This window comes from Streptomyces sp. TE5632 (assembly GCF_054061295.1).
This window is the reverse complement of record NZ_JBSSEA010000001.1, coordinates 335,803-361,448: the sequence shown is the minus strand read 5'-3', so window position 1 is coordinate 361,448 and position 25,646 is coordinate 335,803. Positions and strand designations below refer to the sequence as shown.

Annotated in this window: 26 protein-coding genes, 1 pseudogene and 1 riboswitch; of the genes and pseudogenes, 15 read left to right on the top strand and 12 right to left on the bottom strand. The window is 71.4% G+C overall.

What is annotated here, in order from left to right:
- Positions 1–19 precede the first annotated feature (19 nt).
- Positions 20–397: a PRC-barrel domain-containing protein gene (locus ACVW19_RS01855; RefSeq protein WP_109383027.1), complete on the bottom strand. Its 378-nt coding sequence runs from the start codon at positions 395–397 to the stop codon at positions 20–22.
- A gap of 118 nt (positions 398–515) precedes the next feature.
- Positions 516–612, top strand: a riboswitch (glycine riboswitch).
- Between the two features lie 172 nt (positions 613–784).
- On the opposite strand from ACVW19_RS01855, the pseudogene gcvP reads away from it, so the two are divergent.
- Positions 785–3,672 (top strand): annotated as a pseudogene (gene gcvP, locus ACVW19_RS01850) (aminomethyl-transferring glycine dehydrogenase).
- 90 nt (positions 3,673–3,762) lie between these two features.
- On the opposite strand, the gene ACVW19_RS01845 reads toward gcvP, so the two are convergent.
- The 3 genes from ACVW19_RS01845 to ACVW19_RS01835 form a co-directional block, all read right to left on the bottom strand.
- Positions 3,763–4,158, bottom strand: a complete 396-nt coding sequence (locus ACVW19_RS01845; RefSeq protein WP_457455931.1) for a TOBE domain-containing protein — start codon at positions 4,156–4,158, stop codon at positions 3,763–3,765.
- Between the two features lie 242 nt (positions 4,159–4,400).
- Complete coding sequence (locus ACVW19_RS01840) at positions 4,401–4,604, bottom strand: DUF5999 family protein (protein ID WP_457455929.1); 204 nt, start codon at positions 4,602–4,604, stop codon at positions 4,401–4,403.
- A gap of 381 nt (positions 4,605–4,985) precedes the next feature.
- Positions 4,986–5,570 carry a hypothetical protein gene (locus tag ACVW19_RS01835; protein WP_202281421.1) on the bottom strand — a complete coding sequence of 195 codons (585 nt, stop codon included), beginning with the start codon at positions 5,568–5,570 and terminating at the stop codon, positions 4,986–4,988.
- Positions 5,571–6,124: 554 nt separating this feature from the next.
- Here ACVW19_RS01835 and ACVW19_RS01830 point away from each other — a divergent pair.
- Positions 6,125–7,642 carry a glutamate-cysteine ligase family protein gene (locus ACVW19_RS01830; protein ID WP_457455927.1) on the top strand — a complete coding sequence of 506 codons (1,518 nt, stop codon included), beginning with the start codon at positions 6,125–6,127 and terminating at the stop codon, positions 7,640–7,642.
- Positions 7,643–7,731: 89 nt separating this feature from the next.
- Positions 7,732–8,532: a CPBP family intramembrane glutamic endopeptidase gene (locus ACVW19_RS01825; RefSeq protein WP_457455926.1), complete on the top strand. Its 801-nt coding sequence runs from the start codon at positions 7,732–7,734 to the stop codon at positions 8,530–8,532.
- A 68-nt stretch (positions 8,533–8,600) separates the two neighbouring features.
- Here ACVW19_RS01825 and ACVW19_RS01820 read toward each other — a convergent pair whose 3' ends face one another.
- Positions 8,601–9,416, bottom strand: coding sequence for a PhzF family phenazine biosynthesis protein (locus ACVW19_RS01820; RefSeq protein ID WP_457455924.1), 816 nt, complete (start codon positions 9,414–9,416; stop codon positions 8,601–8,603).
- 175 nt (positions 9,417–9,591) lie between these two features.
- Between ACVW19_RS01820 and ACVW19_RS01815 the strand changes: the two genes are divergently transcribed.
- The 4 genes from ACVW19_RS01815 (at position 9,592) to ACVW19_RS01800 (ending at position 13,218) form a co-directional block, all read left to right on the top strand.
- A complete protein-coding gene (locus tag ACVW19_RS01815) occupies positions 9,592–10,221 on the top strand; it encodes a PadR family transcriptional regulator (protein ID WP_457455922.1) in 630 nt (209 codons plus the stop codon).
- 164 nt (positions 10,222–10,385) lie between these two features.
- Entirely contained in the window at positions 10,386–10,925 is a 540-nt protein-coding gene (locus ACVW19_RS01810; protein WP_457455920.1) for a Clp protease N-terminal domain-containing protein, read from the top strand.
- Between the two features lie 77 nt (positions 10,926–11,002).
- Positions 11,003–12,016: an EamA family transporter gene (locus ACVW19_RS01805; RefSeq protein WP_457455918.1), complete on the top strand. Its 1,014-nt coding sequence runs from the start codon at positions 11,003–11,005 to the stop codon at positions 12,014–12,016.
- Between the two features lie 248 nt (positions 12,017–12,264).
- Positions 12,265–13,218, top strand: coding sequence for a DMT family transporter (locus ACVW19_RS01800; protein WP_457455916.1), 954 nt, complete (start codon positions 12,265–12,267; stop codon positions 13,216–13,218).
- Positions 13,219–13,267: 49 nt separating this feature from the next.
- Here the strand turns inward: ACVW19_RS01800 and ACVW19_RS01795 are convergent, their stop codons facing one another.
- Positions 13,268–13,954, bottom strand: coding sequence for a pyridoxamine 5'-phosphate oxidase family protein (locus ACVW19_RS01795; RefSeq protein ID WP_457456051.1), 687 nt, complete (start codon positions 13,952–13,954; stop codon positions 13,268–13,270).
- Between the two features lie 35 nt (positions 13,955–13,989).
- On the opposite strand from ACVW19_RS01795, the gene ACVW19_RS01790 reads away from it, so the two are divergent.
- Positions 13,990–15,327, top strand: a complete 1,338-nt coding sequence (locus ACVW19_RS01790) for an aminotransferase class I/II-fold pyridoxal phosphate-dependent enzyme (protein WP_457455915.1) — start codon at positions 13,990–13,992, stop codon at positions 15,325–15,327.
- Positions 15,328–15,363: 36 nt separating this feature from the next.
- Here the strand turns inward: ACVW19_RS01790 and ACVW19_RS01785 are convergent, their stop codons facing one another.
- Positions 15,364–15,831, bottom strand: a complete 468-nt coding sequence (locus ACVW19_RS01785; RefSeq protein ID WP_457455913.1) for a pyridoxamine 5'-phosphate oxidase family protein — start codon at positions 15,829–15,831, stop codon at positions 15,364–15,366.
- Between the two features lie 31 nt (positions 15,832–15,862).
- Positions 15,863–16,360, bottom strand: coding sequence for a Rieske (2Fe-2S) protein (locus ACVW19_RS01780; RefSeq protein WP_457455912.1), 498 nt, complete (start codon positions 16,358–16,360; stop codon positions 15,863–15,865).
- 231 nt (positions 16,361–16,591) lie between these two features.
- Here ACVW19_RS01780 and ACVW19_RS01775 point away from each other — a divergent pair, with 231 nt between their 5' ends.
- Both ACVW19_RS01775 and ACVW19_RS01770 read left to right on the top strand, forming a co-directional pair.
- A complete protein-coding gene (locus ACVW19_RS01775) occupies positions 16,592–17,467 on the top strand; it encodes a HipA family kinase (protein WP_457455910.1) in 876 nt (291 codons plus the stop codon).
- Positions 17,464–17,847, top strand: a complete 384-nt coding sequence (locus tag ACVW19_RS01770; protein ID WP_457455908.1) for a DUF3037 domain-containing protein — start codon at positions 17,464–17,466, stop codon at positions 17,845–17,847. The genes ACVW19_RS01775 and ACVW19_RS01770 overlap by 4 nt, the downstream gene beginning before the upstream one ends.
- 36 nt (positions 17,848–17,883) lie before the next feature.
- Here the strand turns inward: ACVW19_RS01770 and ACVW19_RS01765 are convergent, their stop codons facing one another.
- A complete protein-coding gene (locus ACVW19_RS01765; protein WP_457455906.1) occupies positions 17,884–18,378 on the bottom strand; it encodes an excalibur calcium-binding protein in 495 nt (164 codons plus the stop codon).
- A gap of 526 nt (positions 18,379–18,904) precedes the next feature.
- Here ACVW19_RS01765 and fabG point away from each other — a divergent pair.
- The 5 genes from fabG (at position 18,905) to ACVW19_RS01740 (ending at position 23,758) form a co-directional block, all read left to right on the top strand.
- Positions 18,905–19,669 (top strand): 3-oxoacyl-ACP reductase FabG, encoded by a 765-nt coding sequence (fabG, locus tag ACVW19_RS01760; RefSeq protein WP_457455904.1) that lies wholly within the window; start codon positions 18,905–18,907, stop codon positions 19,667–19,669.
- A gap of 12 nt (positions 19,670–19,681) precedes the next feature.
- A complete protein-coding gene (locus ACVW19_RS01755; protein ID WP_457455902.1) occupies positions 19,682–20,440 on the top strand; it encodes an SDR family oxidoreductase in 759 nt (252 codons plus the stop codon).
- A 280-nt stretch (positions 20,441–20,720) separates the two neighbouring features.
- Positions 20,721–22,313, top strand: a complete 1,593-nt coding sequence (locus ACVW19_RS01750; protein ID WP_457455900.1) for an ABC transporter substrate-binding protein — start codon at positions 20,721–20,723, stop codon at positions 22,311–22,313.
- A 117-nt stretch (positions 22,314–22,430) separates the two neighbouring features.
- On the top strand, positions 22,431–23,114 hold the full coding sequence (locus ACVW19_RS01745; RefSeq protein WP_202281407.1) for a uracil-DNA glycosylase: 684 nt from the start codon (positions 22,431–22,433) through the stop codon (positions 23,112–23,114).
- A gap of 110 nt (positions 23,115–23,224) precedes the next feature.
- Positions 23,225–23,758 (top strand): hypothetical protein, encoded by a 534-nt coding sequence (locus ACVW19_RS01740; protein ID WP_457455897.1) that lies wholly within the window; start codon positions 23,225–23,227, stop codon positions 23,756–23,758.
- Between the two features lie 52 nt (positions 23,759–23,810).
- Here the strand turns inward: ACVW19_RS01740 and ACVW19_RS01735 are convergent, their stop codons facing one another.
- From ACVW19_RS01735 to ACVW19_RS01725, 3 genes are all read right to left on the bottom strand, one after another.
- On the bottom strand, positions 23,811–24,188 hold the full coding sequence (locus ACVW19_RS01735; RefSeq protein ID WP_457455896.1) for a hypothetical protein: 378 nt from the start codon (positions 24,186–24,188) through the stop codon (positions 23,811–23,813).
- 236 nt (positions 24,189–24,424) lie between these two features.
- A complete protein-coding gene (locus ACVW19_RS01730) occupies positions 24,425–24,934 on the bottom strand; it encodes a DinB family protein (protein ID WP_457455895.1) in 510 nt (169 codons plus the stop codon).
- Between the two features lie 43 nt (positions 24,935–24,977).
- Entirely contained in the window at positions 24,978–25,568 is a 591-nt protein-coding gene (locus ACVW19_RS01725) for a TetR/AcrR family transcriptional regulator (RefSeq protein WP_457455894.1), read from the bottom strand.
- Between the last annotated feature and the right edge of the window lie 78 nt (positions 25,569–25,646).

Below are 25,646 nucleotides of genomic sequence, written 5' to 3'. Positions count from 1 at the left end.
CTCCCGACTCCGGGGGCCGTCAGGCCGGGCGGTCGTCGCGGTCGGCGAGTTTGCCGAAGTCGTGGTCCGGAAGCGGGGGAGGCGCGGAGATGTCCAGACCGTAGTGGTGGTAGAGCTGGAGTTCCTGCTCCGGGGAGAGGTGGCGGCCCACGCCGAAGTCGGGGGCGTCCTTGATCAGGGCGCGTTCGAAGGGAATGTGGAGGCTGCCGTCGATCAGCTCGCTCGGCTCCAGGGGGACGAAGGCGTCCCTGCTGAACAAGCCGGTGCGTATCGCCGCCCACTCGGGTACGCCGGTGGCGTCGTCGAGATAGACCTCGTCGATGGTGCCGATCCGGGTTCCGTTGCGGTCGAACGCCTTGCGGCCGATCAGGTTGCGCGGATCGATGTCGGTCTGCACGGGCCCTCCACTGGTCGCAATCCGCAATCATTCGTCAGCACTACGAAACGGCACAATTGGTCCGGCGGCCACTCGAAGGTCCGGGGGTTGCCCTCGCTGGTACGCTGGCAGCGGCTGCTGACCCCGTGCGGGAGAGTCCTCCGGACACCATCGGAGGACGCCGAAGGAGCAAATCCTCCCCGGAAACTCTCAGGCCCACGTACCGCATGGACGAGGTCACTCTGGAAAGCAGAGCGGGTGTCGACGGCTCCCGCTCTCACCGACGGTGAAAGCCGGACGCCCTGCGGCGGTCCGGTGAAGCTCTCAGGTTGAGATGACAGAGGGGGAGGCCGTCCGGGCACCCGTCATGGTGCCCCTCGAAGGTCGTCAGACCAGGAGGCCTCCGCAATGACCGCCCACCGCATTCCCCTCTCCGAGCTCGAACAGGGAACGCCCTTCGAGCAGCGTCACATCGGCCCCGACCACGAGGCCCGCGCCAAAATGCTTGCGCAGGTCGGCTACGGCTCGCTCGACGAGCTGACGGCCGCGGCGGTCCCGGATGTGATCAAGAACGCCGACGCGCTCGACCTGCCGGGCGCCCGGACCGAGCCCGAGGTGCTGGCCGAACTCCGATCGCTGGCCGACCGCAACGAGGTGCTCGGCTCCATGATCGGGCTCGGGTACTACGGGACCTTCACGCCGCCCGTCATCCTGCGCAACGTGATGGAGAACCCCGCCTGGTACACGGCCTACACGCCGTACCAGCCGGAGATCTCGCAGGGACGGCTCGAGGCACTGCTGAACTTCCAGACCATGGTCGCCGAACTGACCGGCCTGCCGACCTCCGGGGCCTCACTGCTCGACGAGGGCACGGCCGCCGCCGAGGCGATGGCGCTGTCGCGGCGCATGGGCAAGAACAAGAACGGCCTGTTCCTGGTCGACGCGGACGCGCTGCCGCAGACGATCGCCGTGATCGAGACCCGTGCCGAGCCGACCGGCGTCGAGGTCGTCGTCGCCGACCTGAGCGAGGGCATCCCCGCCGAGATCGCCGAGCGCGGGATCAACGGCGTGCTGATCCAGTACCCGGGCGCCTCCGGAGCCGTACGCGACATCAAGCCGGTGATCGACCGGGCGCACGAGCTGGGCGCGCTGGTCACCGTCGCCGCCGACCTGCTCGCCCTCACGCTGCTGACGTCGCCCGGCGAACTCGGCGCGGACATCGCGGTCGGCACGACACAGCGCTTCGGTGTGCCCATGGGCTTCGGCGGGCCGCACGCCGGATACATGGCCGTGCACGAGAAGATGGCGCGCAGCCTGCCCGGACGGCTCGTCGGTGTCTCCGTCGACGCGGACGGAAACCAGGCCTACCGGCTCGCGCTCCAGACCCGTGAGCAGCACATCCGCCGTGAGAAGGCCACCAGCAACATCTGTACCGCCCAGGTGCTGCTCGCCGTGATGGCCGGGATGTACGCCGTCTACCACGGTCCCGAAGGATTGCGCACCATCGCGTGGCGCACCCACCGTTACGCGACCGTCCTCGCCGAAGGGCTCCGGGCCGGCGGCGTGGAGATCGTCCACGGCTCCTACTTCGACACGCTGACCGTGCGGGTCCCGGGGCGGGGTGCCGAGGTCGTCGCCGCCGCGCGGGACAACGGCGTCAACCTGCTTCTCGTCGACGCCGACCACGTCTCGATCGCCTGCGACGAGACCACCACACGGGCCCGGCTCGCCGCCGTGTGGAGCGCCTTCGGCGTCGAGGCCGACGTCGAGACCCTGGACGCGGCGGCGCCCGACACCCTGCCGGACGCCCTGCTGCGCACCGACGAGTACCTGACGCACCCCGTCTTCCACCAGCACCGCTCCGAGACCGCGATGCTGCGCTACCTGCGCCGGCTCGCCGACCGTGACTACGCGCTGGACCGCGGGATGATTCCGCTGGGCTCCTGCACCATGAAGCTCAACGCGACCACGGAGATGGAGCCGATCACCTGGCCCGAGTTCGGGCAGCTGCACCCCTTCGCGCCGGCCGAGCAGGCCCAGGGCTACCTCACGCTCATCCACGAACTGGAGGAGCGTCTCGCCGAGGTCACCGGCTACGACAAGGTGAGCCTCCAGCCCAACGCGGGTTCCCAGGGCGAACTGGCCGGGCTGCTCGCCGTGCGCGGCTACCACCGGGCCAACGGCGACGAGCAGCGCACCGTCTGCCTCATCCCGTCCTCCGCGCACGGCACCAACGCCGCCAGTGCCGTCATGGCCGGGATGAAGGTCGTCGTCGTGAAGACCGCCGAGGACGGCGAGGTCGACATCGACGACCTGCGGGCGAAGATCGAGCAGTACCGCGACGAGCTGTCGGTGCTGATGATCACGTACCCGTCGACGCACGGTGTGTTCGAGGAGCACGTCGCCGACATCTGCGCGGCGGTGCACGAGGCCGGCGGCCAGGTGTACGTGGACGGCGCGAACCTCAACGCGCTGGTCGGGCTGGCCAAGCCCGGACACTTCGGCGGCGACGTCTCGCACCTGAACCTGCACAAGACCTTCTGCATCCCGCACGGTGGCGGCGGTCCCGGCATGTCGGCCCGGTCGGCGTGCGGGCGCACCTGGCGCCGTACCTGCCGAACCACCCGCTCCAGCCCGGGGCCGGGCCGGAGACGGGGATCGGGCCGGTCTCGGCCGCCCCGTGGGGCTCCGCGGGCATCCTGCCCATCTCGTGGGCGTACGTCCGGCTCATGGGCGGCGAGGGGCTCAAGCGGGCCACCCAGGTGGCGGTGCTCAGCGCCAACTACATCGCCAAGCGTCTCGAGCCGCACTACCCGGTGCTCTACACCGGCCCCGGTGGGCTGGTCGCGCACGAGTGCATCATCGACCTGCGCCCGCTGACCAAGGCGACCGGCGTGAGCGTGGACGACGTGGCCAAGCGGCTGATCGACTACGGCTTCCACGCGCCGACGATGTCGTTCCCGGTGGCGGGAACGCTGATGATCGAGCCGACCGAGTCCGAGGACCTGGCCGAACTCGACCGGTTCTGCGAGACGATGATCGCGATTCGCGCGGAGATCGAGAAGGTCGGTTCCGGCGAGTGGCCCGCGGACGACAACCCGCTGCGCAACGCCCCGCACACCGCCGCCGCGCTCGGCACGGAGTGGGAGCACCCGTACAGCCGTGAGGAGGCCGTCTTCCCGACCGGTGTGAGCGCGGCCGACAAGTACTGGCCGCCGGTGCGCCGTGTGGACCAGGCCTTCGGCGACCGCAACCTGGTGTGCTCCTGCCCGCCGCTGGACGCGTACGACGACTGACGCCGAGGGCCCGGTCACCGGGACCGAGGAGTGGAAGGGCTCCGCTCCGGCCGTACGGCCGGAGCGGAGCCCTTCGGCGTACCGCTTCCGTCAGGCACGGTCGATATGGACGTTTGTCGACTTCACGCGGGCAGTGGCCTCCATGCCGACCTCCAGGCCGAGCTCCTCGACGGCCTCGCGGGTCAGCAGCGAGACCAGACGGTGCGGGCCCGCCTGGATCTCGACCTGGGCCGCCACGTCGCCGAGTTTGATCGCGGTGACGATGCCGGGGAAGGCGTTGCGGGCCGAGGTGTACGGCGTGCCCTCCTCGGTGGCGCCGGCCTTCGCGAGGTCGACGGAGAACGCGGCCAGGTCCCGCCCGTCGATGAGCCGTCGTCCGCCTTCGTCGCGATGGGTGGTGAGTCGGCCCGCGTCCGCCCAGCGTCGGGCGGTGTCCGGGCTGACGCCGAGCAGCCGCGCTGCCTGGCCGATCGTGTAGGACTGCATGCCGATCACGATAGGCGGCGAGCGGAACCGGACGGGGCGGGGCCGCCAGCGGATGACGTGAGACCGCCGTCCTCGGCGGGCTCCGGCGGGGCTCAGAGGCGCTTCGCGGGAACCGCCGTGCTCGCCCCGTACGGCCAGGCCCGTGCCCGGCTCCGCGCGGGGTGGGTCCGGCTGCTCGTCACCGGGCGAGCGCCGGGCGGGGTTTCCGTTCCGCGGGTGGGCACAGGTCCGCCCGGTGGAGCTCAGGTGGTGGTCATCACCGCGGGACCCCCGGGACGCTGCGGGGCGATGCTCCTGCCGTCGGGCAGGAGTTCACCGGTGTCCTCGAAGAGCACGACACCGTTGCACAGCAGGCTCCAGCCCTGCTCCGGGTGGTGCGCCACGAGACGGGCGGACTCCCGGTTGGCGGATTCGGCTGAGGGGCACGGTGACGGATGCTGGCACATGGATGGGATCTTTCGCTCTGTTGTGACCTGTGGGTTGGCTGTTGTCTCTGTCGCGCGGCGTGAAACCTCGTTCATGGCCGCCCCCCGTTGTCATAGGTCGGTCGGAAACAAGTGTTGCCCTCTGGACGGCGATCCGCAGGGATTTCGCGGCACCGCCCCTCACAGGTCGATGACGTGTCACCCGCGCGGACGGTTCACCTCAACTGCACTGTCACTTCGGGTGGTTCCGCATGGCCGGATGAGGCTAGTCCGAGGGTTCGGAGCGCTCGGGGCCGCTCGGGCCGTGGATGCTCGGGGCGCGCGGGTGCCCCGCCGCGGGGATCGGGCGGCGGGGCACGGGAGTGGTCGTGCGGGAGTGACGGGGCGGGACGCGCGTGTCGGTCAGGCGGGTGAGCCGAGCAGGCGGTTGGGCGTCACCCGGTGGGTCAGCACCGGGAGGAGTTCCGCGACCAGGTGCGGGCGATGGGCCGCGATGCCGGGCGGCGCGGGGGCGAGCGGGACGAGCAGGTCGGTGGCGGCGGGGTGGCCGGTGGCACCGTCCGCGGTGCGGTCGCCGTGCAGCCAGAGGGTCAGCATGTAGAGGCCGGGCACCGACAACAGCCGGGGCTGGTACGGCTGTGACAGGGACTCGGCCTGGCGCAGGGCCAGTTCGGTGGAGGCGATGTACGGACCTTCGAAGAAGCGGGAGAAGGTCCAGCCGTCGGGGGTCAGTACGGTGTCGGCCGCTGCCACCGCCCGGTCGCCGCAGCGGATCAGGAAGCGCCAGCCGGCCAGTCGCGTCGCGGACACGCCCTCGGCGGTGATCCGGTCCAGGACATGCACGGGCAGCGGCAGTTCGGGCGAGACCGGCCCCTGGGCACCGAGGAGGGAGGGGGTTCGGGCCTCGCTGACCGCGGTGGGGGAGGAGAGCGCGGTCAGGACGGAACGCAGTGCGGGCGCGGGGGCCGGGGGGACATGCAGGGGCATGGTGGGTCGCCTCTCATTCGAAGGCACGGTGGCACGAGGGCGGGGCGGACGACGCTGTCAGCTCACGAAGGGTCGGAAGGCAGGGGCCGGGGGCCTGAGCGCGAGAGGTGGGGGTGAGGACTGCCGCACGTCACCTCGAGGGCTGGATCACTCGACCGTGGGCGCCAACCTTCTGCCCTGTCCACGGAGTTTATACGACGCGTGTTCGGGATGTGTTTCCGCTAGCTGTTTTCGACCCGTTAAACAAGGGTGCTTCTGGTCGATGAAATGGGGGAATCATCCCGATTCCGAACCGGGTGCACGGCGATGACCTCGATAAACGACCGTTAAGTGGTAGGCCTATTGTCGTCGGCGTTTTTCACGAGTCCGTCGTCGCGTTGTTGCGTGCCATGCCGGCCATGCCGCGTGAATGTGCCAGTGGTCACATTCGACCAGCGTAGCGGTCAACAGACCGGTCCGGGGCGTTATCGATCGCATCCACGGGGCATCCTCCCCTGTGGACCGGGACCCCGGCGGCCGATCATCGGGCCGCCCAACCGAGGAAGGACGCTTCGATGGGGGAGAAGGTGGTGGCAGGCGGGTTCGACCTGTCCGATCGCCAGCGCTACCGCGACAAGCTCCGCAGGTGCCTGGCGGGCTTGGAGCGACTCCTGGCGGAGAAGCGGTTCGACCGCCCCAAGAACCTCGTGGGGCTGGAGATCGAATTGAATCTCACGGGCGCTGACGGCATGCCCAAAATGTTGAACGGACAAGTCCTCGAACGGATCGCGAGCCGGGACTTCCAGACGGAACTCGCCATGTTCAACCTGGAAGTCAACATAGCTCCACATCGTTTGGACGGGCGGGTATTCGACCGGCTCGCCGAGGAACTGCGCACCTCACTCGCGTACGCCGACCGGAAAGCCGCCGAGGTGGACGCCGGGATCGTGATGATCGGTATTCTGCCGACGCTGGACCGCGACGACCTCGTCTCCTCGAACCTCTCCGAAGTCGACCGCTACACCCTGCTCAACGACCAGATCGTGGCCGCCCGCGGGGAGGACTTCAGCCTCGACATCGACGGGGTGGAGCGCCTCAGCTGCACCTCCAAGTCCATCGCGCCCGAGGCCGCCTGCACCTCGGTGCAGTTGCACCTCCAGGTCACTCCGGCCCGCTTCGCCGACGTGTGGAACGCGGCCCAGGCGGTCGCCGCCGCCCAGATCGCCGTCGGCGCCAACTCGCCCTTCCTGTTCGGCCGCGAGCTGTGGCGCGAGTCCCGGCCGCCGCTGTTCCAGCAGTCCACCGACACCCGGCCGCCCGAGCTGCAGGCACAGGGCGTACGGCCGCGCACCTGGTTCGGGGAGCGCTGGGTCACCTCGGCGTTCGACCTCTTCGAGGAGAATCTGCGCTACTACCCGGCTCTCCTGCCCATCTGCGACGACGAGGACCCGCTCGAGGTGCTGGACAAGGACGGCACCCCCACGCTCGCCGAACTCGTCCTGCACAACGGCACGGTCTACCGCTGGAACCGCCCGGTCTACGGCGTCGCCGACGGCGTCCCCCACCTGCGGGTGGAGAACCGGGTCCTGCCCGCCGGGCCCACCGTCGTCGACATCGTCGCCAACGCGGCGTTCTACTACGGCCTGGTCCGCGCCCTCGCGGAGGACAGCCGCCCGGTGTGGACCCGGCTGCCCTTCGAGGCCGCCGCCGCCAACTTCGACGCCGCCTGCAGGCACGGCATCGAAGCCCGCCTCACCTGGCCCCGGCGCGGGCGCTACGGAGGTACGGCCGAGGTGGACGCGGTCACCCTCGTACGCGACGAGCTGCTGCCGCTGGCCGAGGCGGGACTGGACGCGTGGGGCATCGAGCCCGCGGACCGGGACCTGTACCTGGGCGTGATCGAGGAGCGCTGCCGGCGCCGGCAGAACGGCGCGAGCTGGCAGGCCGCGACCTTCCACCGGGCCCTGGACGGCGGCCTGACCCGGGAGGCGGCGCTGGCCGCCACCACCCGGCGCTACCGCGAGCTGATGCTGAAGGGCGATCCGGTCCACACCTGGCCCGTCGGCCTCCCGGACCCGGTGCCTGCGACCTGACACCGGGGCGGGCCCGCCGCGGACCGCCCGCCGGGCCGTCGGACGCTGCCCTCATACTGATCGGACGGATCGGTGATGGGGAGGCAGCTGTGCAGGCGGAGGCGGGCCCGCGGGCCGATGAGTATCCTCAGCGGCGGCTCACGCGGACGATGCTCCGCAACGAGACGCTGCTCGTGCTCGCGGTGTCGCTCGGCGCGAGCGGAGTGTCCGCGCTGATCAGTTTCATCGGTTCGGCCACCCGGCCGGGCGGTCTGAAGGACCAGGCGGCCACCCTCAACGCCTCGGCCGCGCCGGGCCGTCCCTGGCTCGACCTGGCCTGGCAGCTCTTCGGGATCACCACCGCGCTCGTTCCCGTCGCGCTCGTCGCCCACTTCCTGCTGCGCGAAGGCGCGGGACTGCGCGTCCTCGGGTTCGACCGCACCCGGCCCTGGTCCGACCTCGGCCGCGGGGCGGCGGTCGCGACGGTCATCGGCAGCAGCGGCATCGCCTTCTACCTGGCCGCGCGTGAGCTCGGCTTCAACCTCACCGTGGTGCCCGAGGCGCTGCCCGAGGTGTGGTGGAAGTTCCCCGTGCTGATCCTCTCGGCACTGCAGAACTCGATTCTCGAGGAGGTCATCGTCCTCGCGTACCTGCTGCGCCGGCTCGAGCAGTTGGGCTGGACACCGGGCGCCGCGATGGCGGCGAGTTCGGTGCTGCGCGGTTCGTACCACCTCTACCAGGGCATCGGCGGTTTCATCGGCAATATGGTCATGGGCGTGGTGTTCGTGTTCCTCTACCGCCGCTGGGGCCGGGTGGGACCCCTGGTGGTCGCGCACACGCTGCTCGACATCGGCGCGTTCGTGGGGTACGCGCTGCTCGCGGGCAAGGTGGGCTGGCTGCCCACGGCCTGAACGACCCGGAGACCGGGAAGGGGCGTACCGGCACGGCCGGTACGCCCCTTCGCCGTGCCGGCGCCCGGTCAGGCCAGGAGCTCGCCCTCGATGACCGTCACCGCCCGTCCGCCCAGCAAGGTGCGCTCGCCGCACAGCTCCGTACGGACGCGGCCGGAGCGGGATGAGGCCTGGAGGCCGGTGAGGCGGGGCCGCCCGAGACGCTCGGACCAGTAGGGGGCCAGCGCGGTGTGGGCGCTGCCGGTGACGGGGTCCTCGTCGATGCCGACGTTCGGGAAGAAGCAGCGGGAGACGAAGTCGTAGTCCCCGGACGGGTCCGCTGCGCGGGCGGTGGCGATGACGCCGCGCTCGGAGTGGGTGCCGAGGGCCTTCAGATCGGGCCGCAGGGCGTGGACGGTCCGCTCGTCGGCGACCTCGACCAGCAGGTCTCCGATGTTCGGGCCGGTGTCGAAGGCCGTGAGCGGTTCGGTGCCCAGTGCGTCGGCGACCCCCTCGGGAATGTCGAGCCGGGTGAGCGGCGCCGTGGGGAAGTCGAGGGTCACGGAGCCGTCCTCGGCCGGCGTCGCGACGAGGACACCACTGAGGGTGGCGAACCGGACGGGGCCCTGGTGGGCGCCGGTGGTGTGCAGGACGTGCGCGGTGGCCAGGGTCGCGTGGCCGCACATCGCGACCTCGGTGGCCGGGGTGAACCAGCGCAGCGCCCAGTCGGCCGTGCCGCCCGCGGGCAGCGGGTGCGCGAAGGCGGTTTCGGCGTGGTTGACCTCCAGGGCGACGTTCTGGAGCCAGGTGTCGTCCGGGAACGCCTCCGTGTCCAGGAGCAGGACCCCGGCGGGATTGCCGGAGAAGGGCCGGTCGGTGAAGGCGTCGACGATTCGAATGCGCATGCCCTGACGGTACGGGCTGAGCAAAGCCGCAGGCCAAGGACAACGCAGGCGCGTTGGGCCGGCCGCAGGGATCCCTCTGCCCGGTAACGGGCAGCCGAGGGGTTGCCCGGCGAGAGTCACCGATATATCGTTGAGATATCGCGACAGATCAACGATGGAATGGAGAGTGGTTGCGATGCGTACCCATGGTTGCGAGCGCGGCCCGGGCGGCCCGCGGGGCGGCCGGAGCGACTTCGACCGGCTGCGGGCCGCGTTCGGGCCCTTCGGTCCCTCGGGGCCCGGTGGTCACGGTGGCCCCGGTTTCGGCCCGGGTTTCGGGCACGGCCCCTGGGGCGGTGGCCGAGGGCGTGGCGGGCCGAGGGGAAGGGCGCGGCGCGGTGACGTGCGGGCCTCGATCCTCGCCCTGCTGAAGGATCGCCCGATGCACGGCTACGAGATGATCCAGGAGATCGCCGAGCGCAGCGGCGGGGCGTGGAAGCCCAGTCCCGGCTCGGTGTACCCCAACCTGCAGCTGCTGGAGGACGAGGGTCTGATCATCAGCGAGTCCGAGGGCGGCAAGAAGCTGTTCGCGCTCACCGACACCGGTCGCACGGCGGCCGAGGAGGGCCCCGAGGCGCCGTGGGAAGAGGCCTCGCGCGGGGTCGACTGGGAGGCGCTGAGCGAGATCCGGCAGGCCGGGTTCGGTCTGATGGAGGCCTTCGGGCAGGTCTGGAAGACCGGCAGCAAGGAGCAGCGGGAGAAGGCGCTCACCGTCATCAACGAAGCCCGCAAGAAGCTGTACCTGATCCTCGCCGACGACGACTGAGGGCGGACGCGCGGCTTGAGGAAACCTGAGGAAACCTGAGGAGAGCTGCCTGATTCTCCTCCTCAAGGAGGAGAGTCGGGCCCGGTGTGTCCACTTCCCGTGGGACAGGAAGATGCTTCCCGCCGGGGACGCCCCGGACCTGCGGGGCTGATGGGGTGGAGGATGTGCAATTCCGTATCCCCCGGCAGCCGGCCCACGAGACCCAGGAGCAGGGTGTTCGCCACGCGGACCACGGCGCCGGACTCGGAGCGGAGCTGGCGGCGGTGGTCACCGGTGCCCGTCGCAGGGCGCTCAGGGACGCGGACCGTCAGATCGACACCGCCCATCTGCTGCACTCGCTGCTGGAGTCCGATGCCGAGGTGCGCGCGGTCTTCGGCGAGGGCCCGCAGACCGCCCGGCTGCTCGGCTATCTGGTCCAGCGCAGCATCGGCTACGGCCTGCGCTGGCAGAGCGCCGTCGAGGGCTCCGGTGCTGTCCCGGTGATGGCGGAGGCCGCCGGTTTCTCGCCGCTCGCCGCGGCCGGCATGGCGTACGCCCGCGAACGCGCGGCACACCGGGACGGGACGCCGTGTGGTGCGGACCTGCTCGCGGCGATCATCGTGGACCCGCAGGCCCGTGCCGTCGAGGTGCTCGAGCACGCCGGAATCGACTCCCGCGCCCTGCTCGCCCGGCTCGAGGCGTGGACCGGCGACCCGGCTCACTGAAAACGAAGGGGGAGCCACCGTCCAGTAAGTGAGACAGGAGCCATGGGGGTGACGCTCCTGTCGACGCCTGACATCATGTGCCAGTGTCTACCTCTGTCAGCACCCGGAACACCCGGGGCACCCGTGGGAAGGGCGTGGGGCTCGGCCTCGCGCTGTTGTCCGCGGTGGCCTTCGGCGGGTCCGGTGTCGCCGCCAAGCCGCTGATCGAGGCGGGACTGGACCCGCTGCACGTGGTCTGGCTGCGGGTGACGGGCGCGGCCCTGGTCCTGCTGCCGCTGGCGGTGCGCCACCGAGGGCTGCTGCGCAGCCATCCGGCGCTGCTCGCGGGGTTCGGACTGTTCGCCGTCGCCGGCGTCCAGGCCTGCTACTTCGCGGCCATCTCCCGTATCCCCGTCGGCGTCGCACTGCTCGTCGAGTATCTGGCGCCCGCGCTCGTCCTCGGCTGGGTGCGGTTCGTCCAGCGGCGGCCGGTGACCCGGGCGGCGGCGGTCGGTGTGGTCCTGGCGGTGGGCGGGCTGGCCTGCGTCGTGGAGGTGTGGTCGGGTCTCGGCTTCGACGTCCTCGGACTGGCACTCGCGCTCGGCGCCGCCTGCTGTCAGGTCGGGTACTTCGTCCTGTCGGACCAGGGCAGCGACCACGGCGACCGGGCGCCGGACCCGCTCGGGGTGATCGCCTACGGTCTGCTCGTCGGCGCCGGCGTACTCACCCTCGTCGCTCGTCCGTGGTCCATGGACTGGTCGGTGCTCGGCGGCAACGCGAGCATGGACGGCACCCCGGTCGCGGCCTTCGTGCTGCTGGCCTGGATCGTCCTCGTCGCCACGGTCGTCGCGTACGGCACCGGAGTGCTCTCGGTGCGGCGGCTCTCGCCGCAGGTCGCGGGGGTCGTGGCCTGCCTCGAAGCGGTCATCGCCACCGTGCTGGCCTGGGTGCTCCTCGGCGAGCACCTGTCGGCGCCGCAGCTCGTGGGCGGTGCGGTGGTGCTGGCGGGCGCGTTCATCGCCCAGTCCTCCGCGCCGGCCAGGAACTCCGAGGGGCCGGTGGCGAGCGGAGGGCCCGAAAGGGAGTTGTCCACGCCCGGAACTGCCGCCTAAGGTGCTGATCATGCATGCGCGCGCACTCGTTCTTCCGCCTCCCGCCGCCTGAGGCGGGTCCACAGCTCCCTTCGCCCGGCGCGCCGCCGGGCCTTGCGGTGCTGCCCGCAGACGCAGTCCGCGGACCCCGTCGGGCCGGCTCGACCCGGTCCTGATCCGGGACTTCCCACCTTCCCTTCGCGCAGCGCGCGCACCGCCGTGAGTGGTGCGTACCCGCGCGTATCTGTGTGCACCTGCGGAGAGAACACGTGTCGAACGCCGTATCCGGCCTGCCCGTCGGGCGAGGCCTGCTCTATCTGATCGTCGCCGGTGTCGCCTGGGGCACCGCCGGCGCTGCCGCGTCGCTGGTCTACCGGGCCAGTGACATGGGCCCGGTCGCCCTCTCCTTCTGGCGCTGTGCGGCCGGACTCGTCCTGCTGCTCGGGGCCCGGGCGCTGCTCCCGCGCACCCGGACCGTGCCCGAGCCCCTGGGCCGCAGGGTGTGGCGGGCCGTGGCCACCGGGGTCGCGCTCGGCGTGTTCCAGACGGCCTACTTCGCCGCCGTCGCCGCCACCGGACTAGCCGTGGCCACCGTCGTCACCCTCGGCGCGGGACCCGTTCTGATGGCGCTCGGCGCACGGTTGCTCCTGGGGGAGCGGCTCGGCCGGGGCGGGGGCGCCGCCGTCGCCGGGGCGCTCGCCGGACTCGTCGTCCTCGTCCTCGGCGGCGGGGAGGCGGTCGTGGACCTGTGGGGCGTGCTGCTCGCGCTCCTGGCCGCGGCGGGCTACTCGGCGATGACGCTGCTCACCCGCTGGTGGGGGCGGGACGGCGGGCTGGACGCCTCCGGCACGACGGTCGGGGCGTTCGCCGTCACGAGTGTGCTGCTGCTGCCGTTCGCCGCGGTCGAAGGGCTGGTCCCGCACACGGGCGACCCCGGTCTCCTGCTGTGCCTCGTGGCGTACGTCGCAGCGGTCCCGACCGCTCTCGCCTACGGCCTGTACTTCGCGGGCGCGGCCGTCGTACGGTCGGCCACCGTCTCCGTGATCATGCTGTTGGAGCCGGTGAGCGCGGCGGTGCTCGCCGTCGCCCTGCTCGGGGAGCGGCTCACCTCGGCCACGCTGGTCGGCACCCTGCTGATGCTGGGCGCGGTCGCGGGGCTCGCGGTGGGCGAGGCACGGCTCGCGCGGGCCCGCAGGGCGGAGGGCGACGCGGTACCGGCGTGACGGCGGGGGCCCTGGTCCCCATGCGGCGCGGTCGCAGGGCGGGGCCGGGTCACAGGACCGCCAGGTACTCCGGCAGCTCCGTGTCGGGGGCCAGACCGGGGTCGGCGAGCGGGGTGCCGTAACCGCGGCTCAGGGGGACGACGCCCGCCCAGTGGGGGAGAGCGAGGTCCTCGGGCTCGTCGTTGACGCCGCCGGTGCGGAGCTTGGCGGAGACCTCGGTCAGGTCGAGACGGATCACCGCGGTGGCGGCCAGCTCCTTCTTGCTGGCCGGGCGGGAGTCGGCGGCGCGGCCGGGGACGACCTGATCGACCAGGGCGCCCAGCGACTGCCGCTTCTCCTCGGGGTCGGTCACGTCGTGCGCGAGACCGTGCACCACCACGGAGCGGTAGTTGAGCGAGTGGTGGAAGGCGGAGCGGGCCAGCACCAGCCCGTCCACATGGGTGACGGTCAGACAGACCGGGAGGCCGGACTCGGCCCCGCCCGCCGCGCGCAGCGGGCGCGAGCCCGTCGAACCGTGCACGTAGAGACGCTCGCCGACCCGGGCATACAGCGTGGGCAGCACCACCGGCGCGCCGTCGCGGACGAAACCGAGGTGGCAGACGTACCCCTCGTCGAGTATCGCGTGCACCAGCTCCTTGTCGTACGCGGCGCGGTGGGGAGAGCGGGTGGGGACGGTGCGCTCGGTGGGCGGATAGCTGGTGGCGGGCTGCTGCTGCGGCGGCCGGGTCCCCTGCATGGCGTTCTCCATTGCACTAGTGCATAATCGGCTTTGTGCTAGGAGAATATCGGATCAGTGGGCGGCGCGCAGCGGAGATTTCGGCGAGCATTGAGCGGGCGGTGGGTGAAGGAGATCTCAGGCCGGGTGAACTTCTGCCCTCCATGCGGGAGTTGGCGGAACGGCTCGGTGTGAATCCCAATACCGTCGCGTCCGCGTACCGGACCCTGCGCGAGCGCGGGGTGATCGAGACCGCGGGCCGACGGGGGAGCCGGGTGCGGCCCAGACCGGCCACGACGGCGCGCGACTTCGTCCGGGTGGAGGTCCCGCCGGGCGTACGGGACGTGTCCGACGGAAACCCGGATCCCGCGCTGCTGCCCCCGCTGGCCGAGGCGTTCGCGGCCGCGGCCGGGCAGGGGGACCGGGAACCGGTGCTCTACGGGCACGCTCCCGTGGAGCCCGGACTGGCGCGGCACGCACGCGCCTGGCTGGACGCCGACGGCGTTCCCGACGGCCCCGTCGCCGTCGCCTCCAGTGCCCTGGACGCCGTGGAGCGGGTGCTCGCGGCCCACCTCAAACAGGGGGACGCGGTCGCCGTGGAGGACCCGGGATGGGGAAGCGTGCTGGACCTCGTCCCGGCGCTCGGGCTGCGGACCGTCCCGGTCGGTGTCGACGACGAGGGGCCGCTCCCCGATGACGTACGACGTGCGCTGGCGGGCGGGGCACGTGCGCTGATCGTGACGGACCGGGCGCAGAACCCGACCGGGGCCGCACTGAGCGCAACGCGCACGCGTGCCCTGCGGGCGGTGCTCGCGGACCACCCGGAGACGCTGCTGATCGAGGACGACCACGGGCACCACATCGTCGACCTGCCCCTGCACCCCCTCGCGGGCCCCACCCGCAGCTGGGCCTTCGTGCGTTCGGCGGCCAAGGCGTACGGCCCCGACCTACGGCTCGCCGTGCTCACCGGGGACTCGGTCACCCTCGACCGGGTGCGTGGGCGGCAGCGGCTCGGGCCGGGCTGGGTCAGCCGCACCGTCCAACGCGCGGTGCTCCGGCTGTGGACCGACGGGGCGGTGGACCCGGGCGCGGTGGCGGCGGAGTACGGGCGGCGCCGGGACGCCCTGATCGGGGCGTTGGCCCGGCAGGGGGTCACGGCGCACGGGCGCAGCGGTATGAACGTGTGGGTGCCGGTGCCGGACGAGACCGGCACCGTCGCACGGCTGCTGCACGCGGGCTGGGCGGTGGCCCCCGGCGCACGCTTCCGGATGAGCGCACCGCCGGGCATCCGCATCACCGTGTCGACGCTCACGGGGGACGAGATCGGCCCCCTGAGCAAGGCGATCACCGCGGCGATCGGACCGGACACCCCGGAGTCCAGGACGTACGCATAGGACCTCTCGTGCGGACGACCCCTCAGGCCGACCCGCCTAGCGAGCGCCCAGCTTGCGGAAGTCCCAGGACACGATCTTCTCCGGGGTCAGCCGCATCCAGGCGTGCCGGCCGTCGTGCGGCATCTCGTCCAGGCCGAAGTTCTTGCGCGCGAACAGGGTCTCGGGGACGTCGAGTTCGGCGCGGAGTTCGCCGGTGCGCGGTATCTCGCCCACGAACTCCATCCGCCCGGCCAGCTCCGCACCGCGCAGTTCGTCGTACTCCTCGCCGGTGTCCACCACGATCGCCACCCGCGGGTCCCGGCGCAGGTCGGCCCAGCGCTTGGAGCGCACCACGGAGTACAGCCACAGCGAGGTGCCGTCCCAGGCGAACCAGAGCGTGCTCACATGCGGCGCGCCGTCGGCCGACACCGTGGCGACCCGACAGGTGCGCTGAACGGTGAGGAAGTCGTCCAGTTCGCCCGGCGTCATCATGATCTTCCGGCCCCGGCGCTGCGTGGCGGTCATGCGGTCCCTCTTTTCTCACAGGAAACCGGGCTCACGCGAGCCTGATCGAGTCCCCGCTGACGGTGATCTCCACGGGCGGCAGCGGCGCGGTCGCCGGACCGCCCTGCACACTGCCGTCGGTGATCGAGAAATTACTGTTGTGACAAGGGCAGTTGATGACTCCGTCGGCGACGCTCTTCACCGCACACCCCTGGTGGGTGCAGGTCGCCGAGAACGCCTTGAACTCGCCCGCCGTCGGCTGGGTCACCACCACCTTGCTGTCGGGGAAGACCTTCCCGCCGCCCTCGGGGATGTCGGCGACCGCGGCGAGCTCGGCCCCGGCCGCGTTGTCGCCGCTGCCCGAACCTCCGCTGCTCGCGTCGTTGTTGTCCTGCGGGCCGCTGGACGCGCCGGAGTCCGCGGACGAGCCGGAGGCGTCGTCGGAGCCTCCGCAGGCGGTCAGCGCGGCGGCGAGGCCCGCCGCTCCGGCCGCCGCCACGACGGTACGACGGGCCGGTCCCGATGCGAGCTGATGCGATGCGCTGGTCATGCGGGTGTGTCCCTTCCGGGGAGGTTGCGTGATCTGGCAGGAGGTACGGTCAGCGGGCCCACGTCGTTCAGGCCGTGCAGAGAGCTTGACCCGCGCCCGGTCGGAGGGGCGTAAGGCACAGCTGTCGTTTCGCTGTCGGCGTGACGCGGTGTACCGCCGTACCGCCGTACTGCCGCACGGAGACGAGCGCCCCCCGCGCCGGCTGTCACGCTCGGTTACTATGCTCACTCCATGCCGGAGACCACAAGCGAGGGGCGCGCCACCATTGACGGGATGCTCGGAGGGCAGCGGGACCGGCACGCCGGTCAAAACGCCCCGGCTCCACCTGGTCAGGTGGGGAAGACGCTGACCGGGGTCACCGCCACCCGCTACATCACGCCGCTGCGCGAGGGCGGCTCGCTGCCGGGACTGGTCGAGGCCGACGACCTCGGCACCTACGTCCTCAAATTCACCGGTGCGGGTCAGGGGCGCAAGACCCTGGTCGCGGAGGTCGTCTGCGGGGAACTCGCCCGTCGGCTGGGGTTCCGGGTGCCGCGCCTGGTGACGGTCGAGCTCGACCCGGTGCTGGGGCTGGGTGAGCCCGACGAACAGGTTCAGGACCTGCTCAAGTCCAGCGGGGGCACCAATCTGGGCATGGACTTCCTCTCCGGCGCGCTCGGTTTCGACCCGCTCGCCTTCGAGGTGAGCCCCGAGGAGGCCGGGCGGGTCGTCTGGTTCGACGCGCTGGTGAACAACGTCGACCGGTCCTGGCGCAACCCCAACCTGCTGCGCCGGCACGGCGAGCTCTGGCTGATCGACCACGGCGCCACCATGATCTGGCACCACAACTGGCCCGGCGTCGAAGCGTCCGCCGCCCGTCCCTACGACGCCTCCGACCACGCCCTGAAGACGTTCGCGCCCGATGTGGCCGCCGCGGCGGCGGACCTCGCGCCCCGCGTCACCGAGGACCTGCTCGGCGAGGTCACCGCACAGATTCCCGACGCATGGCTGGTGGACGAGCCGGGATTCGACACCCCGGACGAGCTCCGGCGGGCCTACGCACGGCCCCTGCTCGCCCGCGCGGCCACCGTCCACCAGCGCGTCCACGGCCTAGGGGGGGACGAGTGAGCGACCGGCACGTCTTCGAGTACGCGCTGCTGCGGGTCGTACCGCGCGTCGAGCGCGGCGAGTGCGTCAACGCGGGGGTACTCGTGTACTGCCGCCACGAGGCGTTCGTCGGGGCACGCACCCATCTCGACGCGTCCCGGCTGCTGGCCCTCGACCCGCACGTGGACCTGGCCGGGGTACGGGCCGCGCTGCGTGCCGTCGAGGGGATGTGCGCCGGTGGGGAGGCGGCGGGCCAGGCCGCCGGGGACGACGCCGGGCGGCGCTTCCGCTGGCTGGTCGCGCCCCGCTCCACCGTCGTCCAGCCCGGGCCCGTGCACACCGGGCTCACCGCCGATCCGGCGGCCGAGGTGGAGCGGCTGCTCGACCTGCTCGTGCGCTGAACCGGCAACACCCTTGTGGTGAGGGCCGGTCCGGGGTCAGCGCCGACGGCGCCTCACCACGTAGCCGGCCGCGGCGGCGGCACCCGCCGCGAACGCCAGGCCGATTCCGATGTCCCAGTCGCTCGGCCCGGTGTCCGACGAGCCGCCCAGCCCGCCCTCCACACCCCGCGTGGGCGCGACCGAGGCGGGAGCGGTGGGAGCCGGAGGTGTCACCGCGGGGGCCGTGGGTGTCACGGGGATGGTGGGGGCCGCGACGGGAGTTGCGGTGGTGGGCGCGGGCCGGGGAGAGCTGGTGGAGGAAGTGACGGGGGCGCCCCGGCGGGGAAGCGCCTCGCAGGCGATGTCGTCGTCCGGGCCCTGTTCCTCGTCGAGTCCGTTGGGATCGCTCCGGTCCAGGTTGAACAGGGCCTGCGCCTCCTCCTGGTAGGTGAAGTCCCGGCAGTTCAGATCCTGTGCGTGAGCGGTGTGGGCCGGCGGCACGGTCGCGGCGAGCGCGATCAGCATGCCGAGAGCACCGGTGCGACGGCACATGGAGCGCCTCCTTTCCGGCCGCGAGTGGTTGCTCCGGCCGTGAGTGGCTCGCGCTTCGACGCTAGGGCCTGTCCGGCGGATCAACCCGCAGACGCGGTGGCAGGCACGCTCGTCTGCGGCGTTGTCGTCACTCACCGGCGCCCCGCGCCGACGCCCTCCTCCGCCGTGCGGCTGGACGCATCAGCCCTTGCTCACCTGCGCTGATGGGTGCCGCCGGTTTCCTGCGACCTGACCCTCCGGACAGGCCCCGGGACGCCCCCGCGCCGGGGCGCGCAGCCGTAGGCCGATCGGGTGGCGCGGGCGTGGTCGCGGGCCGGTCCGGGCGGGGTCCCGAGGGGCGGGACGGCGCCGACCGGGGCGCGGTCCGCTCGGAGGTGGCGGCCCGGGGAATGGATCACACAGCAGGGTGTGCCGTTGACACCGGGTGCCAGGGCTTCTAGCGTCACGTCTGCTGAAGGTACTAAGCGGTCGCTCACTGACGGGGCGGGCCGCAGGAGCCGCATCCCAAGGGCGAGGAGAAGCAGCAATGTCCACCATTGAGCAGCAGCGGGTCGCGGTCGTCACCGGTGCCGCGCGCGGTATCGGCGCCGCCACCGCCGTACGGCTGGCCGCCGAGGGCCACGCGGTCGCCGTGATCGACCTCGACGAGGGCGCGTGCAAGGACACCGTCGAGAAGATCACCGCCGCCGGTGGCAAGGCTCTCGCGGTCGGCTGCGACGTCTCGGACGAGGCGCAGGTCGAGGCCGCCGTCGCGCGCATCGCCGGGGAACTCGGCGCGCCGACCATCCTGGTCAACAACGCGGGTGTGCTGCGCGACAACCTGCTGTTCAAGATGAGCGTCGCCGACTGGGACACCGTCATGAACGTGCATCTGCGGGGCGCCTTCCTGATGTCGAAGGCCTGTCAGAAGCACATGGTGGACGCCGGCTTCGGCCGCATCGTCAACCTGTCCTCCTCCTCCGCGCTCGGCAACCGCGGCCAGGTCAACTACTCCGCCGCCAAGGCGGGTCTGCAGGGATTCACCAAGACCCTCGCCAAGGAACTCGGCAAGTTCGGTGTGACGGCCAACGCCGTCGCCCCCGGCTTCATCGCCACCGAGATGACCAAGGCCACCGCCGACCGCGTCGGCATGGGCTTCGACGACTTCAAGGCCGCCGCCGCCACCCAGATCCCGGTCGCCCGCGTCGGCGAGCCGGAGGACATCGCCAACGCCATCGCCTTCTTCACCGGCGAGGCCGCCGGATTCGTCTCGGGCCAGGTGCTGTACGTGGCCGGCGGACCGCTCGACTAGGGAATACGGGACATGACTTCAGTGGAACTCTCGGGCAAGGTCGCCCTGGTCACCGGCGCCAGCCGCGGCATCGGGCGCGGCGTCGCCGAGGCGCTGGTCGCACGCGGCGACCGCGTCTGCATCACCGGCCGCAACGAGGACACCCTCAAGGAGGCAGTCGAGCAGCTGGGCGCCGACCGGGTCATCGGCGTGGCCGGCAAGGCGCACGACGAGGCGCACCAGGCCCTCGCCGTCGAGCGGACGATGGAGGCCTTCGGCCGGATCGACTACCTCGTCAACAACGCGGGCACCAACCCGGTGTTCGGGCCGATCGCCGACCTCGACCTGAACGTGGCGCGCAAGGTCTTCGAGACCAACGTGATCTCGGCGCTCGGCTTCGCCCAGCGCACCTGGCACGCCTGGCAGAAGGACCACGGCGGAGCGATCGTCAACATCGCCTCCGTCGCGGGCATCGCGCCCTCGCCCTTCATCGCCGCCTACGGCGTCAGCAAGGCGGCACTGATCAACCTGACCGCGCAGCTGGCCCACGAGTTCGCGCCCGGGGTACGGGTCAACGCGATCGCCCCGGCCGTGGTGAAGACCAAGTTCGCCCAGGCACTGTACGAGGGCAGGGAGGAGGAGGCCGCCGCGTCCTACCCGCTGGGCCGGCTCGGCGTGCCCTCCGACATCGGCGGGGCCGCCGCGTTCCTCACCTCGGACCAGGCGGACTGGGTCACTGGCCAGACGCTGGTGGTCGACGGCGGCATCTTCCTGAACGCCGGCGTGGGCTGAGACCGCGTCGGCCGCGTCGCCGGCACGGTCCGCGGGGCAGGTTCCGGGGCTGAGTCGACGAGGCTGAGCCATAGGGACTCCGGTACGGGCGTTCGTTGACGAAACGGCGCCCGTACCGGCGTTTTCGAAGACATCTGGACCGATGACAACGTAGTCAACGCAGAGTGACAACATCGTCTACAACGAGTTGATCTCAACGAGCGTACAAGGGAGGGTCACGGAGCGGAATACCGCGGTATCGTCTGCCGACTCTTGGGACGGCAGATCGAGGAGTGTGCACGTGTTCAAGCGGAATCGATGCCTGCGAGGGGTGGCGGCTCTCGCGTCCATCGCGTCGATATCGTCCTTGGCCGGATGCGGTGTGCTGGCGTCCGACACCCCGGACGACCAAGGGCCGATCGTCATGGGGACCACCAGCTCACCCAGAACGCTGGACCCGGCAGCCTCCTGGGACAACTCCTGGGAACTGTTCCGCAACGTCTACCAGACATTGCTGAGCTACCCCGTCGGCGCGAGCACGCCCCAGCCGGACGCAGCCGAGAGCTGCGAATTCTCCGACGAGTCCCACCAGGTGTTCCGCTGCGAACTGCGTGAGGGCCTGAAGTTCTCCGACGGCAGCGCCCTCGACGCCAGGGCGGTCAAGCACTCCATCGACCGGATCCGCAAGATCAACGTCAACGGCGGCCCGGCCGGGCTGCTGGGCAGCCTCGAACGGGTGCAGGCATCGGGCGACCGCGAAGTGGTCTTCCACCTCAACAAGCCCGACGCGACGTTCCCGTTCGTGCTCGCCACGCCGGCCATGTCGATCGTCGCCCCGGACGCCTACCCGGCCGACGCCCTGCGCGAGCAGTCCGGCATCGTCGGCTCGGGGCCGTACACCCTCCAGTCGTACGACGAGGGCAAGGAGGCCCGGCTCGTCCGCAACGACCGCTACAAGGGCTTCGCCGACCTCAAGAACAGTGCGGTGACGGTCCGCTACTTCCAGGACTCCGCCACCATGGTCAAGTCGCTGCGCGAGGGGCAGATCGACCTGACCTACCGCGGTCTCGCCGCGGACGACGTCGTCGAACTCCAGAGCCATGCTTCCAAGAAGGAGGAGCTCCAACTGGTGGAAGGCGCCGGGAACAGCATCAACTACCTGGTGTTCAACCCGAAGGACCCGTGGGCCGGCAAGAAACCGGTGCGCCAGGCGATCGCCCAGATCATCGACCGCGGGGCGATCGCGCACATGATCTACAAGGACACCGTCGACCCGCTGTACTCGATGGTCCCCAAGGGACTCACCGGCCACACCACCGGCTTCTTCGACGACTACGGTGAGCCCAGTGTCGACAAGGCCCGGAAGATCCTCGCCGAGGCGGGCATCAACGAGCCGGTGCCGCTCACCTTCTGGTACACCACGGACCGCTACGGCTCCGAGACCAAGCTGGAGTTCAAGGAGCTGGAGCGCCAGCTGGAGGCCTCCGGGCTGTTCGAGATCACCCTCAAGAGCCGTCCCTGGAAGACGTACGTCACGGGCTACCAGAAGGGCGAGTATCCGGTCTTCGGGCGCGGCTGGTCCCCCGACTTCCCGGACGCCGACAACTTCATCGCCCCGTTCGTCGGCAAGCAGAACGCGCTCGGCACCCCCTACGAGGCGAATGAGATCAGCAACGTGCTGCTGCCGCGGTCCCGCCGGGAGAGCGACCGGGGCAACGTCGTGAAGGACTTCGAGGAGGCCCAGCAGATCCTCCTGGACGACGCCCGGCTGCTGCCCCTGTGGCAGGGCCGGCAGTACGTGGCGGCGAGCCGCGACATCTCGGGCGCCGAGCGGGCGCTGGATCCGTCGACGATCATGATGGTGTGGCAGCTCTCCCGCAAGACCAGCTGGTAGGAACCGTCGGCGGTGGTCCTCGCGAGGGCCGACCGGGGACGGTCGGGGAAGGCGGTTGTCAGTGGTCACCTGTAGGTTTCGAGGCCTGGAAGTGACCACGATCGTGAGGACGTTGACGTGACCGACATCGCCATGCTGCCCGAGTCCTGGCGCGGGGTTCTGGGTGACGAACTGCAGCAGCCCTACTTCGAGCAGCTGACCGAGTTCGTCGAGGAGGAGCGGGCGAAGGGTCCCGTTCACCCGCCCCGCGAGGAGGTCTTCGCGGCACTGGACGCGACGCCGTACGACAAGGTGAAGGTCCTGATCCTCGGTCAGGACCCCTACCACGGCGAAGGCCAGGGACACGGTCTGTGCTTCTCGGTGCGGCCCGGGGTGCGGATCCCGCCGTCGCTGCGGAACATCTACAAGGAGATGCACGCCGAGCTGGGCACGCCCGTCCCGGACAACGGCTATCTGATGCCGTGGGCCGAGCAGGGCGTGCTGCTGCTCAACGCGGTGCTCACGGTGCGCGGCGGCGAAGCCAACTCGCACAAGGGGCGGGGCTGGGAGCGGTTCACCGACGCGGTCATCCGCGCGGTGGCCGACCGGCCCGATCCGGCGGTCTTCGTGCTGTGGGGCAACTACGCGCAGAAGAAGCTGCCGCTGATCGACGAGAGCCGGCATGTGGTGGTCAAGGGGGCGCACCCGTCGCCGCTGTCGGCGAAGAAGTTCTTCGGATCCCGTCCGTTCACGCAGATCAACGAGGCGGTGGCCGCGCAGGGCCACGAGCCGATCGACTGGACCATCCCGAACCTGGGCTGACGTCCTTCGGGGGCGAGGTGTCACGGGGCGTCGCGGAGCGGCTTGATCTGGATCGTCCCTGCCTGCCGTAGCGTCGGCAGGGACAGCCGGCGAGCGGTGCGGAGGGCGTGGTGGCGGAGCGGCAGGGACAGGCGGCGCCGGACGCGGTGCTGACGCGGATCGGGCAGGGTGTGATGCTGCACCACGCGGGGGACCGGGTGGAGGCTCGGCACCGTTTCCTCGTTCTGTGGGCGGAGCTCGGCGAGCACGGCGACCCCCTGCACCGCTGCACACTGGCCCACTACCTGGCCGACACCCAGGACGACCCCGGGGACGAACTGGCCTGGGACCTGAGGGCGTTGGCGGCGGCGGAAGAGGTCGCCGACGCCCACCCCGCCGGGTACGAGGGCGCCCCCGCCCTGCGGGCCCTCTACCCGTCCCTGCATCTGAACCTCGCCGCCGACTACGCCCGTCTCGCCCACCCCGACGCTGCCCGCACCCACCTCAGCCGGGCCCGCGGAGCAGCCCGTGCCCTCGCCGCCGACCCCTACGGCGACAAGGTCCGGGCCGCCATCCGGAACATGGAACTCCTCCTGGGCGAGGCGGGTGCGGCGGGCGAGGAGGGGGAGACCGGAGGGTGGGGACCGCCGAGGGGGCACTTCTAGGGCGCCCGGCGGTCCGGTGCCCCGTCGGCCGTAGGGGGTGGCGACGAGCAGGTCAACGCCCGTACGCCTCCTCGCAGATGGCCGACTGCGGGCTGTCCGCCTGCCAACGGCCGTACTTCCTGCCCAGCGCGCAGACATCCGCCCGCTCCCGCACGTGGCGGCGCACCTTCTCCGAGGCCTCGGAGGCATTGGGGGCGGGCCTTCTGGGTGGTGCGGTCCTCCCGGCGGCCGGGTGGGCGGGGACGGCCCGCCGGTCGCCGACGTCGGACGGCGCGGTCCGTTCCGGTGCGGGCGCGGGTGCGGTGGGGGTGGCGCGGTGCGAGGGGGACGCGGGCGGCTCCGTCGGCCGGGACGGAGCGATCATTTCCAGGGCCTCGCGCGCCGGCGCCTGAACGACCTGTGGCCGTGCCCTGCCGTCCAGGTGTGGCACCGCCGGATGGGACACGCCTGCCGGCGGGCCGGCCACAGGGGGACGCTGGACCGTCACACAGCCCGCGAGAGCCGTGACCGCCACGGTCACCAGAAGCGTTGCAGTGGTCGTCTTTCGATGCACTCGCGCCACTCTGCTGGCTTTGACCGTCCGGGGGACGATGGACTGGCGGAGGATCCCCCGCACGGGTGATCTCCGCCCCCTTTCGGGGGGTCGCGGGCGTGCCGGAGGTGACGTCAGTCGCCGGTGGCGCCGTCGAGACGCTCGCGGATCAGATCGGCGTGGCCGTTGTGACGGGCGTACTCCTCGATCATGTGGGTGTGGATCCAGCGCAGGTTGAACTGCTCGCCGCTGCGGTGCCTGCCCTTGGCCAGATCGTCCAGTGAGACGTCGGCCGCGTTGCGCCGGGCGATGTCGATCTCGGCCTGCCAGGTGGCGTAAGCCTCCTGCCAGGTGTCCGCCTCGGTGGGGTGGAAATCGCCGTCCGGGTCGGCCTCGCTGTAGTAGATCGGGCCGGGGTCGTCCGCCGCGAGCACCTTGCGGTACCAGCCGCGCTCCACCTCCGCCATGTGCCGCACCAGCCCCATCAGGGACAGGTCGGACGGCGGCACCGAGGCGGTGCGCAGCTGCTCGTCGGTCAGGCCCTCGCACTTGTGGGCGAGGGTCTGGCGGTGGTAGTCGAGCCAGTCCTCCAGCATGGTGCGTTCGTCGGCGGTGGTGGCGGGTTCACGGCGCTCGATTGTCATGGGCGCATCCTTTCCGGTGGGCGGCGCCCCATGCCACACGTTTTCAGACGGCGAGCATCCCGTGCAGCAGTTCCCGCAGGTCCGCCCGTACCTCGTCCAGGGTCGGCACACGCGCGCTGAAGGACCCGGCCACGCAGGAGAACATCAGCCCGTCGGCCCAGGCGATCAGCGACAGCGCGTGGCGGTCGGGGGAGGTGGAACCTAGCCCGACGACCAGGCCGGTGAGCTGCTCGCGGAACCGGGCGCCGGCCGCGTCGAAGTGGGCTCGCAGCTCGGGACGGCGGGTCGCTTCCAGGGCCAGTTCGTAGCGGGCGAGAGTCAGTTCGCGATGGTGCGTCAGGGCGCGGTGGGTGGCCAGCGCCATCGCGTCCAGCAACGAGTCGGTCCCGGTCCGCGGGTCCGGCATCTCGTGGAGTGCGAGGACGCGCGCCTCCCGCTCGGCGAGCCGCCGTACCGCCAGCTCCAGCAGCGCCTGCCGGGTGCGTGCCACGTTCGAGGTGGAGCCCTGGGGGAGCCCGGCCGCCTGGTCGACCGCACGGTGGGTGAGGCCGCGCATCCCACGCTCGGCGAGCAGGGTGAGAGCGGCGTCGGCGACGAGGTCGGCGCGGGAGGCGCCTGCGGTGCGTACGGACATGAGGGTCAAACTACCCGCAGCACTACAGCCGTAGTACAGTCGACCCCGGGATGACTACAGCTGTAGTCATCCCGGGGT

Excerpts from the sequence above, each read along its gene's own strand:
- ACVW19_RS01845 (WP_457455931.1), bottom strand. The coding sequence starts at position 4,158 with ATGCAGTCCTACACGATCGGCCAGGCAGCGCGGCTGCTCGGCGTCAGC.
- ACVW19_RS01840 (WP_457455929.1), bottom strand. The coding sequence starts at position 4,604 with ATGTGCCAGCATCCGTCACCGTGCCCCTCAGCCGAATCCGCCAACCGG.
- ACVW19_RS01835 (WP_202281421.1), bottom strand. The coding sequence starts at position 5,570 with ATGCCCCTGCATGTCCCCCCGGCCCCCGCGCCCGCACTGCGTTCCGTC.
- ACVW19_RS01830 (WP_457455927.1), top strand. The coding sequence starts at position 6,125 with ATGGGGGAGAAGGTGGTGGCAGGCGGGTTCGACCTGTCCGATCGCCAG.
- ACVW19_RS01820 (WP_457455924.1), bottom strand. The coding sequence starts at position 9,416 with ATGCGCATTCGAATCGTCGACGCCTTCACCGACCGGCCCTTCTCCGGC.
- ACVW19_RS01815 (WP_457455922.1), top strand. The coding sequence starts at position 9,592 with ATGCGTACCCATGGTTGCGAGCGCGGCCCGGGCGGCCCGCGGGGCGGC.
- ACVW19_RS01795 (WP_457456051.1), bottom strand. The coding sequence starts at position 13,954 with ATGCAGGGGACCCGGCCGCCGCAGCAGCAGCCCGCCACCAGCTATCCG.
- ACVW19_RS01785 (WP_457455913.1), bottom strand. The coding sequence starts at position 15,831 with ATGACCGCCACGCAGCGCCGGGGCCGGAAGATCATGATGACGCCGGGC.
- ACVW19_RS01780 (WP_457455912.1), bottom strand. The coding sequence starts at position 16,360 with ATGACCAGCGCATCGCATCAGCTCGCATCGGGACCGGCCCGTCGTACC.
- ACVW19_RS01775 (WP_457455910.1), top strand. The coding sequence starts at position 16,592 with ATGCCGGAGACCACAAGCGAGGGGCGCGCCACCATTGACGGGATGCTC.
- ACVW19_RS01765 (WP_457455906.1), bottom strand. The coding sequence starts at position 18,378 with ATGTGCCGTCGCACCGGTGCTCTCGGCATGCTGATCGCGCTCGCCGCG.
- fabG (WP_457455904.1), top strand. The coding sequence starts at position 18,905 with ATGTCCACCATTGAGCAGCAGCGGGTCGCGGTCGTCACCGGTGCCGCG.
- ACVW19_RS01755 (WP_457455902.1), top strand. The coding sequence starts at position 19,682 with ATGACTTCAGTGGAACTCTCGGGCAAGGTCGCCCTGGTCACCGGCGCC.
- ACVW19_RS01730 (WP_457455895.1), bottom strand. The coding sequence starts at position 24,934 with ATGACAATCGAGCGCCGTGAACCCGCCACCACCGCCGACGAACGCACC.
- ACVW19_RS01725 (WP_457455894.1), bottom strand. The coding sequence starts at position 25,568 with ATGTCCGTACGCACCGCAGGCGCCTCCCGCGCCGACCTCGTCGCCGAC.